The 14,436-nt window shown below is 51.5% G+C and carries 13 protein-coding genes; 7 read left to right on the forward strand and 6 right to left on the reverse strand.

Annotated features, from left to right (window positions below; all coding sequences use genetic code 11):
* The first annotated feature begins 155 nt into the window (after positions 1-155).
* From CHU32_RS03000 to osmB, 6 genes are all read left to right on the forward strand, one after another.
* Positions 156-1,292, forward strand: coding sequence for a carboxymuconolactone decarboxylase family protein (locus CHU32_RS03000; protein ID WP_103676526.1), 1,137 nt, complete (start codon positions 156-158; stop codon positions 1,290-1,292).
* Between the two features lie 99 nt (positions 1,293-1,391).
* The gene (locus tag CHU32_RS03005; RefSeq protein WP_103676527.1) at positions 1,392-3,323 is read left to right on the forward strand and encodes an exoribonuclease II; all 1,932 of its coding nucleotides are present in this window, start codon (positions 1,392-1,394) and stop codon (positions 3,321-3,323) included.
* 198 nt (positions 3,324-3,521) lie between these two features.
* Positions 3,522-5,513 carry a cyclic di-GMP phosphodiesterase gene (gene pdeR, locus CHU32_RS03010; protein WP_103676528.1) on the forward strand — a complete coding sequence of 664 codons (1,992 nt, stop codon included), beginning with the start codon at positions 3,522-3,524 and terminating at the stop codon, positions 5,511-5,513.
* A gap of 78 nt (positions 5,514-5,591) precedes the next feature.
* Positions 5,592-5,774, forward strand: a complete 183-nt coding sequence (locus tag CHU32_RS03015; RefSeq protein WP_103676529.1) for a YciZ family protein — start codon at positions 5,592-5,594, stop codon at positions 5,772-5,774.
* A 50-nt stretch (positions 5,775-5,824) separates the two neighbouring features.
* Positions 5,825-6,574, forward strand: a complete 750-nt coding sequence (locus CHU32_RS03020; protein WP_103676530.1) for a DeoR/GlpR family DNA-binding transcription regulator — start codon at positions 5,825-5,827, stop codon at positions 6,572-6,574.
* Positions 6,575-6,826: 252 nt separating this feature from the next.
* On the forward strand, positions 6,827-7,045 hold the full coding sequence (gene osmB / locus CHU32_RS03025) for an osmotically-inducible lipoprotein OsmB (RefSeq protein WP_103750783.1): 219 nt from the start codon (positions 6,827-6,829) through the stop codon (positions 7,043-7,045).
* A gap of 80 nt (positions 7,046-7,125) precedes the next feature.
* On the opposite strand, the gene yciH is transcribed toward osmB, so the two are convergent.
* The 5 genes from yciH to pgpB all read right to left on the reverse strand — a co-directional run bounded on the left by yciH (position 7,126) and on the right by pgpB (position 10,773).
* Positions 7,126-7,455 (reverse strand): stress response translation initiation inhibitor YciH, encoded by a 330-nt coding sequence (yciH, locus tag CHU32_RS03030; protein ID WP_103676531.1) that lies wholly within the window; start codon positions 7,453-7,455, stop codon positions 7,126-7,128.
* Positions 7,455-8,192, reverse strand: a complete 738-nt coding sequence (pyrF, locus tag CHU32_RS03035; RefSeq protein WP_103676532.1) for an orotidine-5'-phosphate decarboxylase — start codon at positions 8,190-8,192, stop codon at positions 7,455-7,457. Before pyrF ends, yciH begins: the two co-directional genes overlap by 1 nt.
* Before the next feature lie 183 nt (positions 8,193-8,375).
* Positions 8,376-9,545 carry a lipopolysaccharide assembly protein LapB gene (lapB, locus tag CHU32_RS03040; protein WP_103676533.1) on the reverse strand — a complete coding sequence of 390 codons (1,170 nt, stop codon included), beginning with the start codon at positions 9,543-9,545 and terminating at the stop codon, positions 8,376-8,378.
* Positions 9,546-9,551: 6 nt separating this feature from the next.
* Entirely contained in the window at positions 9,552-9,857 is a 306-nt protein-coding gene (locus tag CHU32_RS03045; RefSeq protein WP_103676534.1) for a LapA family protein, read from the reverse strand.
* 151 nt (positions 9,858-10,008) lie between these two features.
* Entirely contained in the window at positions 10,009-10,773 is a 765-nt protein-coding gene (gene pgpB / locus CHU32_RS03050; protein ID WP_103676535.1) for a phosphatidylglycerophosphatase B, read from the reverse strand.
* 181 nt (positions 10,774-10,954) lie between these two features.
* On the opposite strand from pgpB, the gene ribA reads away from it, so the two are divergent.
* Positions 10,955-11,545: a GTP cyclohydrolase II gene (ribA, locus tag CHU32_RS03055; RefSeq protein WP_176691664.1), complete on the forward strand. Its 591-nt coding sequence runs from the start codon at positions 10,955-10,957 to the stop codon at positions 11,543-11,545.
* Between the two features lie 187 nt (positions 11,546-11,732).
* Here the strand turns inward: ribA and acnA are convergent, their stop codons facing one another.
* Positions 11,733-14,408, reverse strand: coding sequence for an aconitate hydratase AcnA (gene acnA / locus CHU32_RS03060; protein ID WP_103676537.1), 2,676 nt, complete (start codon positions 14,406-14,408; stop codon positions 11,733-11,735).
* Between the last annotated feature and the right edge of the window lie 28 nt (positions 14,409-14,436).

Below are 14,436 nucleotides of genomic sequence, written 5' to 3' on the forward strand. Positions count from 1 at the left end.
GGGTTATCGCTCTTCTATATTCCGATCGGCTATTAAATATCACCCTTCATTCTTTTATCCCTGCACGGGCTTACGCCAGGATATCCAGGTTAAAACGATCCGCTGCACCGCGCCTGCATTTGCACGGGTCGCCACCTTCAGATCAAGGAAAGCCCATGGAACAACGCCGCGTTTCCGGTAAAAATCACTGGTATCATGAGACACAATCCAGTACCTGTCCGTCGGACGTTCTGCCATTAGTTCCCGAAGCCGCTCATGTTGAGGACCGCTTCCTGCTTGAGCTTACGCTTCCCGAATCGCTTCTTACTGCAAGTGAAGGCTGGATAAAGCCTGCCCGGGAACTGACTACCCTTCTTTTTCCAAATAACGTTACGGTCACGCGCCTGCAAACATTCAGTGCCTACGATAGACTCAGTACTGCCCTGACCGTCGCCCAGGTCTACGGGGTACAGCGTTTATGTAATCACTATGCAGCGCGGCTAACGCCTTTACCTGGCCCCGATTCATCGCGTGAAAGTAATCATCGTCTGGCGCAGATCACCCAATATGCAAGGCAGCTTGCCAGCTCTCCGTCCGTCATTACAGCCCAGGCGAAAACGCAACTTGAAGATGTTGGGCTCACATCCTATGACATCGTGCTAATTAATCAGATTATTGGCTTCGTCGGCTTTCAGGCCCGGGTGCTGGCAACGCTTCAGGCGCTGAACGCCCAGCCGGTGCGCTGGATACCCGGCATGCCAGTACAAGAAGATGCGCAGGCAACCCATTTTACCCGTCCGGATGTGAAATGGCTTCCGACACTGGCTGGCATTGAACCGCATTACGCCAGCGCAGAGCAGACCGCAGCACGGGAGAAATGGCAAGGGCTTTTCCCCCTGGAAGGTCTGGTTCCCCTGCTGGTCTATGACTGTCGCACGCTGGATGCGACCGCCAGCATCATTAGCGCCCTTCCGTCGTCCACCTTCACGCCACTGGCCGCCCTGGTCACCTCACGCATTAACGGTAGCGCAAGCTGTTTTAGCGCCTGGAGCGATACTGTTGACGATGAGATTGGGCTTTATTTTCAGGATGAGGAAACCTTAAAGAAATGGTGTGAACACCGCCCCCTGGAGCAGGTTATTATTCAGTCTGTTCAATTATTAACCCGCGCGCCGGATCGCTTTAGCGCGGCACAATTTACCCCGCTAATTGAACATGGTCTTTCCGTCGAGGAAGCGATTAACCTGCTGGCATGGAGTGGATTATGTGGCTGGCTTAATCGGCTAAGGATTGCGCTGGGTGAAACGATCTGACCCGACAGGGTGTAAGGGAAAGGGTTAAACAGCGCTTGCTGGAAGGGTAAGATTCGCGTAAAACTGTCAGCCGCTCTTAGGCCACGAAAATACATCATTATGCTTCAGGATAACCCGCTGCTTGCGCAGCTTAAACAGCAACTACATTCTCAGACCCCTCGTGCTGAAGGGGTTGTTAAAGCCACGGAAAAAGGCTATGGCTTCCTTGAAGTCGATGCGCAAAAAAGCTACTTCATTCCGCCGCCGCAGATGAAAAAAGTCATGCATGGCGACCGTATTATCGCTGTGATCCACAGTGAAAAAGATCGCGAAAGCGCGGAGCCGGAAGAACTGGTCGAGCCGTTCCTGACCCGTTTCGTTGGCAAAGTACAGAAGAAAGATGACCGTCTTACTATTGTGCCGGATCATCCCCTGCTGAAAGAAGCGATTCCCTGCCGTGCCGAGCGCGGCGTTACAGATGATTTTCAAAATGGCGACTGGGCCGTGGCTGAGATGCGCCGCCATCCGCTTAAGGGCGACCGCAGTTTTTATGCTGAGCTGACGCAGTTTATCACCTTTGGTGATGACCATTTTGTTCCATGGTGGGTGACTCTGGCACGTCACAATCTCGAAAAAGACGCGCCGCAGGGTACTACGGTGGAGATGCTGGATGAAGGGTTACTTCGCCGCGATCTGACTGCGCTGGATTTCGTCACCATTGACAGTGCCAGCACTGAAGATATGGATGATGCACTGTTCGCTGAAGAGCTCGCTGACGGCAAGTTGCAATTAACGGTTGCTATCGCCGACCCAACGGCCTGGATTGCAGAAGGCAGCACGCTTGATGAGACTGCTAAAGTACGTGCTTTCACCAACTATCTGCCGGGCTTTAACATTCCAATGTTGCCCCGCGAGCTGTCAGACAATTTATGTTCCCTGCGTCCGCAGGAAGTCCGCCCGGTGCTGGCCTGCCGGATGGTGATCAATGCCGAAGGTGCCATCGAGGATGATATTGAATTCTTTGCGGCAACCATCGAGTCGAAAGCCAAACTGGCTTACGACAATGTATCTGACTGGCTGGAGAATAACGGCTGGCAACCGCAAAGCGAAAATATCGCGCGGCAAATCACCCTGTTAAACCGGATTTGCCTGAGCCGCGGCGAATGGCGTCATAACCACGCGCTGGTCTTTAAAGATCGCCCTGACTACCGCTTTGTGTTGGGGGAGAAAGGTGAAGTCCTGGATATCGTTGCCGAACCTCGCCGCATTGCAAATCGTATTGTTGAAGAGTCAATGATCGCAGCCAATATCTGCGCCGCCCGCGTACTGCGCGACAAACTCGGCTTCGGTATCTATAACGTTCATACGGGTTTCGATCCCGCGAACAGTGAGCAACTGGCCGCATTGTTGAAAACCCACGGTATGCATGTTGATACGCAAGAGGTATTAACGTTGCCGGGCTTTTGCAAACTGCGTCGTGAACTGGATGCGCAGCCAACCAGCTTCCTTGACAGCCGTATTCGTCGTTTCCAGTCGTATGCGGAAATCAGCGTCGAGCCGGGTCCTCATTTCGGCCTCGGACTGGAAGCTTACGCGACCTGGACCTCTCCGATTCGTAAGTACGGCGATATGATTAACCATCGTCTGCTGAAAGCCGTCATTAAAGGTGAGACGATTGCGCGCCCCCTGGCAGACGTTACCGTGCAGATGGCAGAACGCCGTCGCCTGAACCGGATGGCCGAACGTGATGTCGGCGACTGGTTGTATGCTCGTTTCCTGCAGGATAAAGCCGGCACCGATACCCGTTTTGCAGCGGAAATTATCGATATCAGCCGCGGTGGAATGCGCGTACGGCTGGTAGATAACGGCGCAGTCGCCTTTATTCCGGCTCCGTTCATTCATGCTGTCCGCGACGAGTTGGTGTGCAGCCAGGAAAACGGTACGGTGCAAATTAAAGGTGAAGTGGTCTATAAAGTCACGGAGGTGATTGATGTTACTATCGCCGAAGTTCGTCTTGAGACCCGCAGCGTGATCGCACGTCCTGCCGTTTGATTGTTAATCAATAAACGATACGGCTTTCCGCCAACACGGAAAGCCATTTTTATATTCATTTCGCGAATGCGACCTCCCTGCCATTTTTCTAAAATTTTCCGCCAAAACCAGTAAAAGCGTTCACACTAAAAGTGTCGACACGTACCGTGCCGGGCATAAATACGCTTAATTGAGACATATTTATTGTGCGGAGAGGATATGAAAAACGAGCCTGAGCATAATCTGTTGTCCCGGTTTACCGGGAGCGCCAGTCCACGCTGGCGGTTTAAAGCACACAGTAATGCGCTCTATCTGATGGCAAACGAAAACGCCTCTCTCACCCAGGTGATTACCCTTACCGCAGATCAGGCATCGCGAATACGGGAACTCAGTGTTATAACTTCCAGTATTAAAATAACACTCAACATTTATAATTGTGAGGTACCCATTCATCTTGTTGGTCGCAAGGTCAGCGCCGATGAATGGGCCGGAACGTCTTCAGCATGGAATGATACGTCGTCGGTAGCCCGGGATTTGGCACAAAGTCTCTCTTTTGCCGAGCAGGTTGTCTCTGAAGCCAATTCAGTGATCGTCATCCTTGATCGCCACGGAAATATTCAGCGCTTTAACCGTCTGAGCGAAGAGTATGCTGGTAAAAAAGAACATGAAGTCATCGGGCAAAGCATATTTAATCTTTTTATGACGCCGGGCGAAGCTAATGCCTCCCGCGAATATATTAACGATTTTTTTAATAACGGTAGTTCCTATGAAGTCGAGCGCTGGATCAATACTCGCAAAGGCCAGCGACTGTTTTTGTTTCGTAATAAATTTGTCCACAGTGGCAGCGGCAAAAACGAAATTTTCCTCATTTGTTCCGGCACCGACATTACCGAGGAGCGGCGGACCCAGGAACATTTACGGGTGCTGGCTAATACCGACAGCGTCACTGGCTTGCCGAACAGAAATGCTATCCAGGAGTTGATCGCACAAGCCATTGAATTACGTGGCGACACCCAGGTCGGTATTGTTTATCTGGACCTTGATAATTTTAAAAAGATAAATGACGCCTACGGCCATGTATTTGGCGACAGGCTGCTTCAGGCCGTATCGCTGGCGATTTTAAGCTGTCTTGAAGAGGGGCAGATGCTGGCTCGCCTGGGAGGTGATGAATTTATTGTGCTGGCAACCACCACATCTCAGGCCGCGCTGGAAGCAATGGCTTCGCGAATCCTTCACCAATTGCAGCAGCCCTTCCGTGTCGGCCTTATTGAGGTCTATACCAGTTGTTCGTTGGGCATTGCAATTGCGCCCCAGCATGGAGAGGATCGTGAAAGTGTCATTCGCAACGCCGATACTGCCATGTACACCGCCAAAGAAAATGGTCGGGGGAAGTTCTGCGTTTTTGCCCCGGAAATGAACCAGCGGGTATTCGAATATTTATGGCTCGACACTAACCTGCGTAAAGCGCTGGAAAACCTCCAGCTTCACATTCATTATCAACCCAAAATAGACTGGGACGGCGAGGTTCATAGTCTGGAAGCGCTGGTACGCTGGCAATCACCTGAACGGGGATTAATCCCTCCGCAGGAGTTTATTGCCTATGCTGAAGAGTCTGGCCTGATTGTCCCCCTTGGCCGCTGGGTTATGCTGGAGGTCGTTCGCCAGTTGGCGGACTGGCGTGAGAAAGGCATTCACCTGCGGGTAGCGGTTAACGTCTCAGCTCGCCAGTTAGCCGATCAGTCGATTTTTAGCGATCTGAATCAGGCTCTCAAGGAATTTCAGTTTGATGATTGCCCCATTGACGTGGAACTGACTGAAAGTTGCCTGATTGAAAATGCCGAACAAGCGCATTCGGTTATTCAGCAATTCAGCGAGCTCGGTGCTCAGATCCATCTTGATGACTTTGGAACGGGTTATTCTTCTCTCTCCAAACTGGCGCACTTCCCTATAAATGCCATCAAGCTGGATCAAAGCTTTGTGCGTGACGTGCATAAGCAGGCCGTTTCGCAGTCACTGGTGCGAGCCATAATAGCCTTTGCGCAGGCGCTTCAGCTACGGGTCATTGCTGAAGGAGTGGAAACAAAAAAAGAAGATATCTTTCTTACCCGTAATGGCGTAAATGAGAGACAGGGCTTTTTATTTGCCAAACCAATGCCAGCGGAGGCTTTTGAAAAGTGGTATCGTGAGTATCAATCGAAAACGGTCCATTAATAGCATATTTTTTTACTTTTCTTTTATCATCATTTTTTGCATCATTGAATTTATTCACTTTTCGATAAAGGATACCTTATGGCCGAACTCAATCCGCACAATGTGGCACAACGTATAGACACTGTGCTTGATATCCTGGTCGCCGGTGATTACCACTCTGCTATCCATAACTTAGAAATTCTTAAAGCTGAGCTTCTGGAGCAGGTAAAGCGCGAACGGCCCGGTGAGCAAGGCTCGCCAAAATCACCATGGGAAATCTAGTTACCGGCCAATTGCGTATAGTTAATAACAAGGGACGTGACGTTACGACTATGAATGCCCGACAACACAATATTATTCAGCTGGTGACCGATAAAGGACGAATGAGCGTCTCTGAACTCGCAAAAACCTTTAATGTTTCTGAGGTCACTATCCGTCAGGATCTGACATTACTTGAAAAGCAGAGTTATTTACGTCGCCAGCACGGCGCAGCCGTACCGCTTGATAATGATAATGTCGAAACGCGCATGCTCAGTAATTTCTCACAAAAGCGTGATATTGCTCAGTTTGCCTCAACGCTTGTTGCTCCCGGTGAAACCGTATTTATTGAAAATGGCAGTTGTAATGCACTGCTGGCACGTATTCTGGCGGAAACCAAAGCCACTACCATTGTTACCGTCAGCAGCTATATTGCCCATTTACTGAAAGACAGTCCCGGTGAAGTTATTCTCCTGGGCGGTATTTATCAGAAGACAAGCGAAAGTATGGTGGGCCCGCTCACTCGTTTTTATGCGCAGAACGTTCACTTCAATAAAGCTTTTATTGGCATAGATGGCTGGCAGCCGGATACCGGTTTTACCAGCCGCGATATGCTGCGCGCAGATGTGGTGAATGCGGTACTGGAGAAAGGCGGCGAAACCATTATTCTTTCCGACAGCTCTAAATTTGGGGCCATCCATCCGTATCCTTTGCGGCCGACGACGCATCTTCACCGGCTGGTCACTGACGACGGACTAAATGAGGAAATACGGTTGCAGTTAACTGAAAGCGGTCTTAGTGTCGATATTGTTCATCCTGTCTGAGTCTACACAGCCTGCCTCTGTGCAGGCTGCTGCCCTTCTCTGAGATTTATCCTGGTCACTAATTAAGAGTTTTTACCTGTCTGATCAAAGGGAAAAACCTAAACTTAGCTTAACGAAACGACAGGCCAGAACAATCACCTGCGTGATTTTTTACACCTGCAAACAAAACTCATGGACGGCCCCAATATTATGGCCAGCAGCTATAATAAAAGGGAAATTCTTCCATGAATCAATTATTCAGGAGAAGGTATGATGAACTTAACGAGTAAAAAAATGGCCGCCGCGGTTCTGGCAGTTACTCTGGCAATGTCTCTGAGCGCATGTTCAAACTGGTCTAAACGCGACCGTAATACGGCATTGGGTGCAGGTGCGGGTGCTATCGGTGGCGCAGTGCTGTCTGATGGTAGCGCGTTGGGTACTCTGGGTGGCGCGGCAGTAGGTGGTGTTATCGGCCACCAGGTTAGTAAATAACCTTCCCCTTCACACACATATTACCTTTTTAAGCACTATTTATACGAGCCACAGTTTACACTGTGGCTCGCGTGTTTTTATTAGCCGCCAGCCAGTTTTACTTTCATGCCTTTGGCTTCCAGCAGCGTTTTAATCAGATCCCGCTTATCACCCTGAATCTCAATGACGCCGTCTTTCAGCGCTCCGCCACAGCCGCATTTTTTCTTAAGCTCTGCGGCCAGTTTATTAAGGGTGGCATCATCAGCATCAATCCCTGTAATAACACAAACGCCTTTTCCTTTGCGTCCGCTGGTCTGCCGCTGGATGCGTACAATCCCATCACCCTTTGGTCGTTCAGATGCGATCGCAGGCTCATTAATGCGGCCCGTTTCGGTTGAATAAACCAGCCGGGAATTCGCTGAGTCGTTCATTATGCCTCCTGACGCAGTGATGCATTGATGGTCTGTAAAGTCACTAACGGATCGGGAGATTGAGTGATTGGGCGGCCGATCACCATATAATCCACGCCAGCCGCCTGTGCCTGTTCCGGCGTCATGATACGTCGCTGGTCGCCTGCCGCACTACCCTGCGGACGGATGCCCGGCGTGATCAGTTTAAATGCCTGGCCCAGATCCTGCTTAAAACGCACGGCCTCTTGTGCAGAGCAGACCACACCGTCCAGACCGCACTGTTGTGTCAGGCGTGCCAGCGTCGCTGCATAGTCAGCAGGCGACAATGTTACTCCCAGCCCGGCAAGATCGCTGCTTTCCATACTGGTTAACACCGTTACCGCAATCAGCAGTGGTGCCTCCTTGCCAAAAGGTATCAGCGCTTCACGCGCCGCGTTCATCATCCGCTCTCCGCCGCTCGCATGCACATTGACCATCCATACGCCAAGATCAGCCGCAGCGGCGACCGCACGCGCAGTGGTATTGGGGATATCATGAAATTTCAGATCGAGAAATACGCCAAAACCTCGTTGCTGAAGGTCACGTACCAGCTGAGGGCCAAAGCGGGTAAACATCTCTTTCCCGACTTTGAGACGGCAATCCTTAGGATCGATGCGGTCAACGAATGCCAGTGCATGAGTAAGGTTATCATAGTCGAGTGCGACAACAACGGGCGAAAGCGTTGTAGAGCGTGAAGAGGATGAAACAATAGACGTCATGAGCGAACCTTCCTGATGATGGCGCACAGCAGGCGCAAAAAAAGGTAAACGGCGAGCATTCTACCTGCGGCTTCATCAAAATGACAGGCTGCATTTTTCCCTGCAATGCCAGTTAAAAACGGGAGGTGGACAATAGCGAGGAATAACATTAAGTATGTTGTAACTAATTAACGCCTTTTTTTATTATTGTCCGTCAAGTCCGCGGATAGGTTTCACCGTTGACCAGGCCCGGCAGGAAGGACAATGCCAGTAGAGGGTATAAGCAGTAAAGCCGCACTTCTGGCAGCGAAAGCGGGGTTTACTCCGCACCTGCTCGCCAACCATGTCTCGCAGCACCATCAGACTCTCTTTGGCGCGGCCTTCTTCGGCTTCATTGAGGTGGTAGTCCATCAGCTTATGGAAAACGCGCATCGTGGGGTGCTGTTGAAGGTGACGAGTAACATACACCTGCGCACTCTCCTGCCCCTCACGCTGTTCAACGATATCAGCCAACATCAGCTCTGCCGTCGCGCCCACGTTTTCTTCCACACAGCGACGCAGGAATTCGGCCCATTCGTCGTTCTTACCCAACTGCTGGTAGCAGGTTTGCAGCATTTCCAGCGTTTCACTCACCAGTTCCTTATCCTGATTAATGACCCGCAGCAAACTTTCAACGGCTTTGGCATAATCGCCCTTCGCCATAAACACGCGCCCCATCATGATGGAAATGCGCGCACTGTTGCGATCGGCCGCTGCGCCTTTTTTCAACAGCGCCATCGCCTTATCCATATCGTCGTTGCCCATCTGCTGGAGCGCCAGTTCACAGTAAAAATGGGCAATTTCGCCGCGATGTTTTTCTTTGCCCAGTTTCACCAGCCGTTCAGCCACATCGATCGCTTTTTGCCAGTCGCTGGTCGCCTGGGCGATTTGCAACAATTGCTGTAGCGCGCTCACCCGAAAGTCCGTTTCATCCACCAGTTGGCTGAACATGTCCTCAGCGCGATCGTACATCCCGGCCGCCATATAATCGCGACCAAGCTGTTGTACCGCCAGCAGGCGCTGATCGTAGGTTAACGACGCGCTTTCCATTAAAGTCTGATGAATACGAATGGCACGATCGACTTCGCCACGAGAGCGAAACAGGTTTCCAAGGGTGAGATGGGCCTCGACGGTGCCAGTGTCCTCTTTTAACATATCGAGGAACAGATCGACCGCCTTGTCCTGTTGGTTGCTTAACAGGAAGTTCACGCCCGTCACGTAGTCACGCGACAGGCGATTGGCTTCTTCCTGTTTAGTTTGTTGTGCACTTCTGCGCCCCATGTACCACCCATAAGCAGCAGCAACGGGTAAAAGCAGAAACAACAACTCCAGCATAAATGATTATTCCTTCGCTACCGGTACGCCCGGCTCTGTCAGTACAGGCGTAGTCAGGCTTTGATTTTCCAGACGCTTGATCCTGCGTTCAGCATACAACAACGAGACGCGAAGGCGCAGCCAGAAAAGGCCACAGATTAGCCAGCCGATAGCAAAACCAGCGGCAAACAGTGCTGCCAGCAGCGTGGAGATACGAAACTCTCCCTGCGCCAGCAAATAATTGAAAGTCACCATCTGATCGTTTTGAGCACCTAACGTGACCGAGATGACGAAAATCGCTAATACCAATAAGAAAATGAGTAAATATTTCACATTACTTCCCGTTATGTGGTGTGAGCGTTTAAATAATATGCAGCCTGGCGCTTCCAGCCTTATAAAGTACCATTTTCACGCTATAGACGGAATGGAAAAGCGTCACACCTGAGCTGGATTTAAGGGCGGATCAACCGTTTTTCAACCCCAGTTAGCTTTTCTGCACGCGTTCTTTGATTTCCCGGGCCTCTTCCCCTGGCGGCGTCAACGGGCCACAAATACGCTGTGCCAGCCAGACGGCGAAGGTAACCAGTAGCCATGAAATCAGCGTAGCAACGACTAAATCACGCGGCCAGTGCATTCCCAGCAGCATGCGACTCCCCATCACCGCCGTTGCCCAGAGCAATAAGACAGCGATAGTTATTTTACGCCGGCGAGGCCATAGCAGCCCGACACCAAGCAATGCCCAACTTGCGGCAAAAAGGGTGTGTCCTGACGGAAAAGCAAAACCGGTCTCTTTTTGCCAGTGTTTACGCAAAAAAGTGGGGATATTATCCTGTTCCGTCAGCAATTCTTTGACCATCTCACCGCGCGCTTTACGTTTTAAAGTGTAGAACTCATCGACAGGAATATGATGGGTTTTTTCCAGCCACAGCACAAAGGGACGCGGTTCCTGAACCTGCTGTTTGACCCATGATTTAGCCCCCTGGCCTACCAGAATCGCCCCGCCCAGTATCGCAAAAAGCATAATCGCCGGGCGCAGGCGAAAACGCAGGCACCAGAAAAACCAACCGCAAAGCACAATATGCGTAATAATCCCCCAGGGCTGGGTAACCGTCTCAGTGACCCAATAAAGCATTTTTAGCCAGTAACTGTCACGTCCTGGCTCCCACTGCCATCCTGAGATCCACACCGCCACAGGCATGATGAGTAACAACGCCGCGCCTGCTGAGGTACGCCTGGCAATGGTAAACATAGTCTCTCCTTTTAAAATGACTTCACAAATCATAACTGAAATTCAACGATGCGGCGCGAAAGGCGCATTTGTTCGCTTAATGTGCGTTCAAAAATGGCTTATTAGGTGAAGTGGAAAACATTGTGGCAAAATAGCGACATACAGAAGGCACGAAAGGTGCCCGCATAATCTGGAGAACCACATGCAGCTTAAACGAGTGGCAGAAGCCAAACTGCCAACCCCCTGGGGGGATTTCCTGATGGTGGGATTTGAAGAACTGGCAACCGGGCAGGATCACGTGGCATTGGTCTATGGCGATATTTCCGGTCAGACGCCCGTTCTGGCGCGGGTGCATTCAGAATGTCTGACCGGTGATGCGCTCTTCAGTTTGCGCTGTGACTGCGGTTTTCAGCTGGAAGCCGCATTGGCCCATATTGCAGAAGAAGGTCGGGGTGTGTTGCTTTATCACCGCCAGGAAGGTCGTAATATTGGGCTTCTGAATAAAATTCGTGCCTATGCATTACAGGATCAGGGTTATGACACTGTAGAGGCCAACCATCAGCTCGGGTTTGCTGCCGATGAGCGCGATTTTACGTTATGTGCCGATATGTTCAAATTGCTGGGCGTTGAGGAAGTTCGCCTGCTGACCAATAATCCTCTCAAAGTTGAGATTTTAACTGAAGCGGGAATCAATATTGTTGAACGGGTTCCGTTAATCGTTGGGCGCAACCCCAACAATGCGCATTATCTGGACACCAAAGCGGAAAAGATGGGGCATTTGTTAAACAAGTAGCTTCAGAGCGTCTCTCCGTGGTGATGCCGGGTGGCGGCTGCGCCTTACCCGGCCTATAAATTAAATATATCAGCCCGTTACCAGCAGAGCATGGAAATTTCAGGCCCGCGCAAGCGCAGCGCCGCCGGGCAGAGTGAAATACGCTCTGCGCGGGCGACGCGGCAATGCCGGGTACCTCACCTGATTGTTAATTAAGCATATTGCGGATGACATAATGCAAAATGCCGTCATTCTGGTAATAGGTCAGTTCCGTTGCCGTATCAATTCGGCAACGACAATGAATGACTTGCGACGACCCATCGACCCGCGTCAGGTTTACGGCGATGTCTGCACCAGGTTTGATATTCTGCAAACCCGCCACGTCAATACGCTCTTCCCCGGTCAACGCCAGCGTTTTACGCGTCACACCCTGAGGAAACTCGAGGGGTAATATCCCCATGCCGATAAGGTTAGAACGGTGGATACGCTCGAAAGATTCAGCGATGACCACACGAATACCCAGCAAGCGCGGCCCTTTTGCAGCCCAGTCACGGCTGGACCCGGAGCCATATTCTTTACCAGCAATCACCGCAAGGGGCGTACTCTCCTGCTGATAGCGCATGGCGGCATCGTAGATAGAGATTACCTCGTTACCCGGCAGGTGACGAGTCATCCCCCCTTCCACACCTGGCACCATTTCGTTGCGAATGCGGATATTGGCAAACGTACCACGCATCATCACTTCATGATTACCACGACGAGACCCGTATGAGTTAAATTCACGGCGTTCAACCCCGTGATTCAACAAATAACGTCCGGCCGGGCTATCAGGCTTAATGCTACCCGCCGGCGAAATATGGTCAGTGGTTACCGAGTCACCCAGCATGGCCAGAATGCTGGCACCGTGGATATCCTCGACAGGTTTTGGCTCAGCCTGCATATCTTCAAAAAACGGCGAGAGACGAATATAGGTGGAATCACTCTGCCAGTCATACGTGTCAGAACTTTCAACCTGGATAGCCTTCCATTCCGGCGTGCCTTCGAAGACTTCCGCGTACTCTTTGCGGAACATCTCTGTTGACACCTCTTCCACCGCCCGGGCGATTTCACGGCCGGTTGGCCAGATATCTTTCAGGTAAACCGGATCGCCTTTTCGGTCATGCCCCAGCGGATCGGTGGTTAAATTGATATTCATATTACCGGCCAGCGCGTACGCCACCACCAGCGGCGGTGAGGCCAGCCAGTTGGTTTTAATCAGCGGATGAATACGCCCTTCGAAGTTACGGTTACCGGAGAGTACTGCGCCAACGGTAAGATCGCCTTTCTTGATCGCCACTTCAATCGGTTCAGGTAAGGGGCCGGAGTTGCCGATACAGGTCGTACACCCGTAGCCGACAAGATTAAAGCCCAGTTCGTCGAGGTAAGGCGTCAAACGTGCATGCGCCAGATAATCGGAGACCACCTTCGAGCCAGGAGCCAGTGAGGCTTTCACCCACGGCTGGCGCTTGAGTCCAAGCTTAACGGCCTTTTTCGCCAACAGACCTGCCGCCATCAACACGCTGGGGTTAGACGTATTGGTACAGGAGGTAATTGCGGCAATGGCGACCGCGCCGTCAGGCAACTGATACTGATGTCCGTTCAACGTATAATCGACAGGCTGGCGATCTTTTTGCGAGGTGTTCACTTCCAGCTCGGCACTGGCGGCAAAGGCTTTAGGCACATCTCCCAGCGCGACACGATCCTGCGGACGTTTAGGTCCCGCCAGGCTGGCTTCCACATCCCCCATATCCAGTTCAAGCGAGCTGGTAAATACCGGCGCATCTCCGGTATTGCGCCACATCCCCTGAGCTTTAGCATAGGCTTCCACCAGCTCAACGTGTTCATCACTACGCCCACTCAGGCGCATATATTCGAGTGTTACGGCATCAATAGGGAAAAAACCGCAGGTGGCACCATATTCCGGTGCCATGTTCGCTATCGTCGCCCGATCGGCGAGAGGCAACGTATCGAGACCGTCACCGTAGAATTCGACAAATTTTCCCACCACGCCATGTTTACGTAGCATCTGGGTGACGGTAAGAACCAGGTCGGTTGCCGTAATCCCTTCATTTAATTTTCCGGTAAGTTTAAAGCCGACAACATCAGGGATCAGCATTGATACCGGTTGTCCCAGCATCGCCGCCTCTGCTTCGATGCCGCCGACACCCCAGCCGAGCACGCCAAGGCCGTTAATCATGGTGGTGTGGGAGTCTGTCCCCACCAATGAGTCAGGATAAGCAACCCATTCTTTGTCCTGCAGTTCGCTCCAGACGGCCTTACCCAAATACTCAAGGTTAACCTGATGGCAAATGCCGGTTCCCGGCGGCACCACGCTAAAGCGGCTAAAGGCCTGCTGACCCCAGCGCAGAAAAATGTAACGTTCGTGGTTGCGCTCCATTTCCAGGCGAACGTTCTCGCCAAACGCCTCATCATCACCAAAATGATCCACGGTCACCGAGTGATCAATCACCAGATCGACCGGCGAAAGCGGGTTAACTTTCGCCGTATCACCACCCAGACGCTTAACGGCTTCACGCATGGCGGCAAGATCCACGACTGCGGGTACGCCGGTAAAATCCTGCATCAATACCCTGGCCGGACGCCAGGCAATCTCACGGTCGGCATGGCCTGTTTTAAGCCATCCGGCCAGCGCATGAATATCGTCAGCAGTAACAGAATCATCATCCTGCCAGCGCAGAAGGTTTTCCAGTAAAACTTTCAACGACTTGGGTAAACGGGTAATGTCCCCAAGCTCTTTTGCAGCCAGTGGCAAACTATAATAGTGCCAGGTTTTATCTTGTAGCGTTAATGTATCCTTACTGGCTTCGCGTAGGGTTAACGACATAGCTCCTCCTTAATGACAGGGATTGCGA

It is taken from the genome of Superficieibacter electus, from assembly GCF_002915575.1.
Classification (GTDB): domain Bacteria; phylum Pseudomonadota; class Gammaproteobacteria; order Enterobacterales; family Enterobacteriaceae; genus Superficieibacter; species Superficieibacter electus.

Bases quoted from the DNA above. Each gene is read 5' to 3' on its own strand.
- CHU32_RS03000 (WP_103676526.1), top strand. From the start codon at position 156: ATGGAACAACGCCGCGTTTCCGGTAAAAATCACTGGTATCATGAGACA.
- pgpB (WP_103676535.1), bottom strand. From the start codon at position 10,773: ATGTTTACCATTGCCAGGCGTACCTCAGCAGGCGCGGCGTTGTTACTC.
- pyrF (WP_103676532.1), bottom strand. From the start codon at position 8,192: ATGACGTCTATTGTTTCATCCTCTTCACGCTCTACAACGCTTTCGCCC.
- yciH (WP_103676531.1), bottom strand. From the start codon at position 7,455: ATGAACGACTCAGCGAATTCCCGGCTGGTTTATTCAACCGAAACGGGC.
- ribA (WP_176691664.1), top strand. From the start codon at position 10,955: ATGCAGCTTAAACGAGTGGCAGAAGCCAAACTGCCAACCCCCTGGGGG.
- CHU32_RS03005 (WP_103676527.1), top strand. From the start codon at position 1,392: ATGCTTCAGGATAACCCGCTGCTTGCGCAGCTTAAACAGCAACTACAT.
- CHU32_RS03020 (WP_103676530.1), top strand. From the start codon at position 5,825: ATGAATGCCCGACAACACAATATTATTCAGCTGGTGACCGATAAAGGA.
- acnA (WP_103676537.1), bottom strand. From the start codon at position 14,408: ATGTCGTTAACCCTACGCGAAGCCAGTAAGGATACATTAACGCTACAA.
- lapB (WP_103676533.1), bottom strand. From the start codon at position 9,545: ATGCTGGAGTTGTTGTTTCTGCTTTTACCCGTTGCTGCTGCTTATGGG.
- osmB (WP_103750783.1), top strand. From the start codon at position 6,827: ATGAACTTAACGAGTAAAAAAATGGCCGCCGCGGTTCTGGCAGTTACT.
- pdeR (WP_103676528.1), top strand. From the start codon at position 3,522: ATGAAAAACGAGCCTGAGCATAATCTGTTGTCCCGGTTTACCGGGAGC.
- CHU32_RS03015 (WP_103676529.1), top strand. From the start codon at position 5,592: ATGGCCGAACTCAATCCGCACAATGTGGCACAACGTATAGACACTGTG.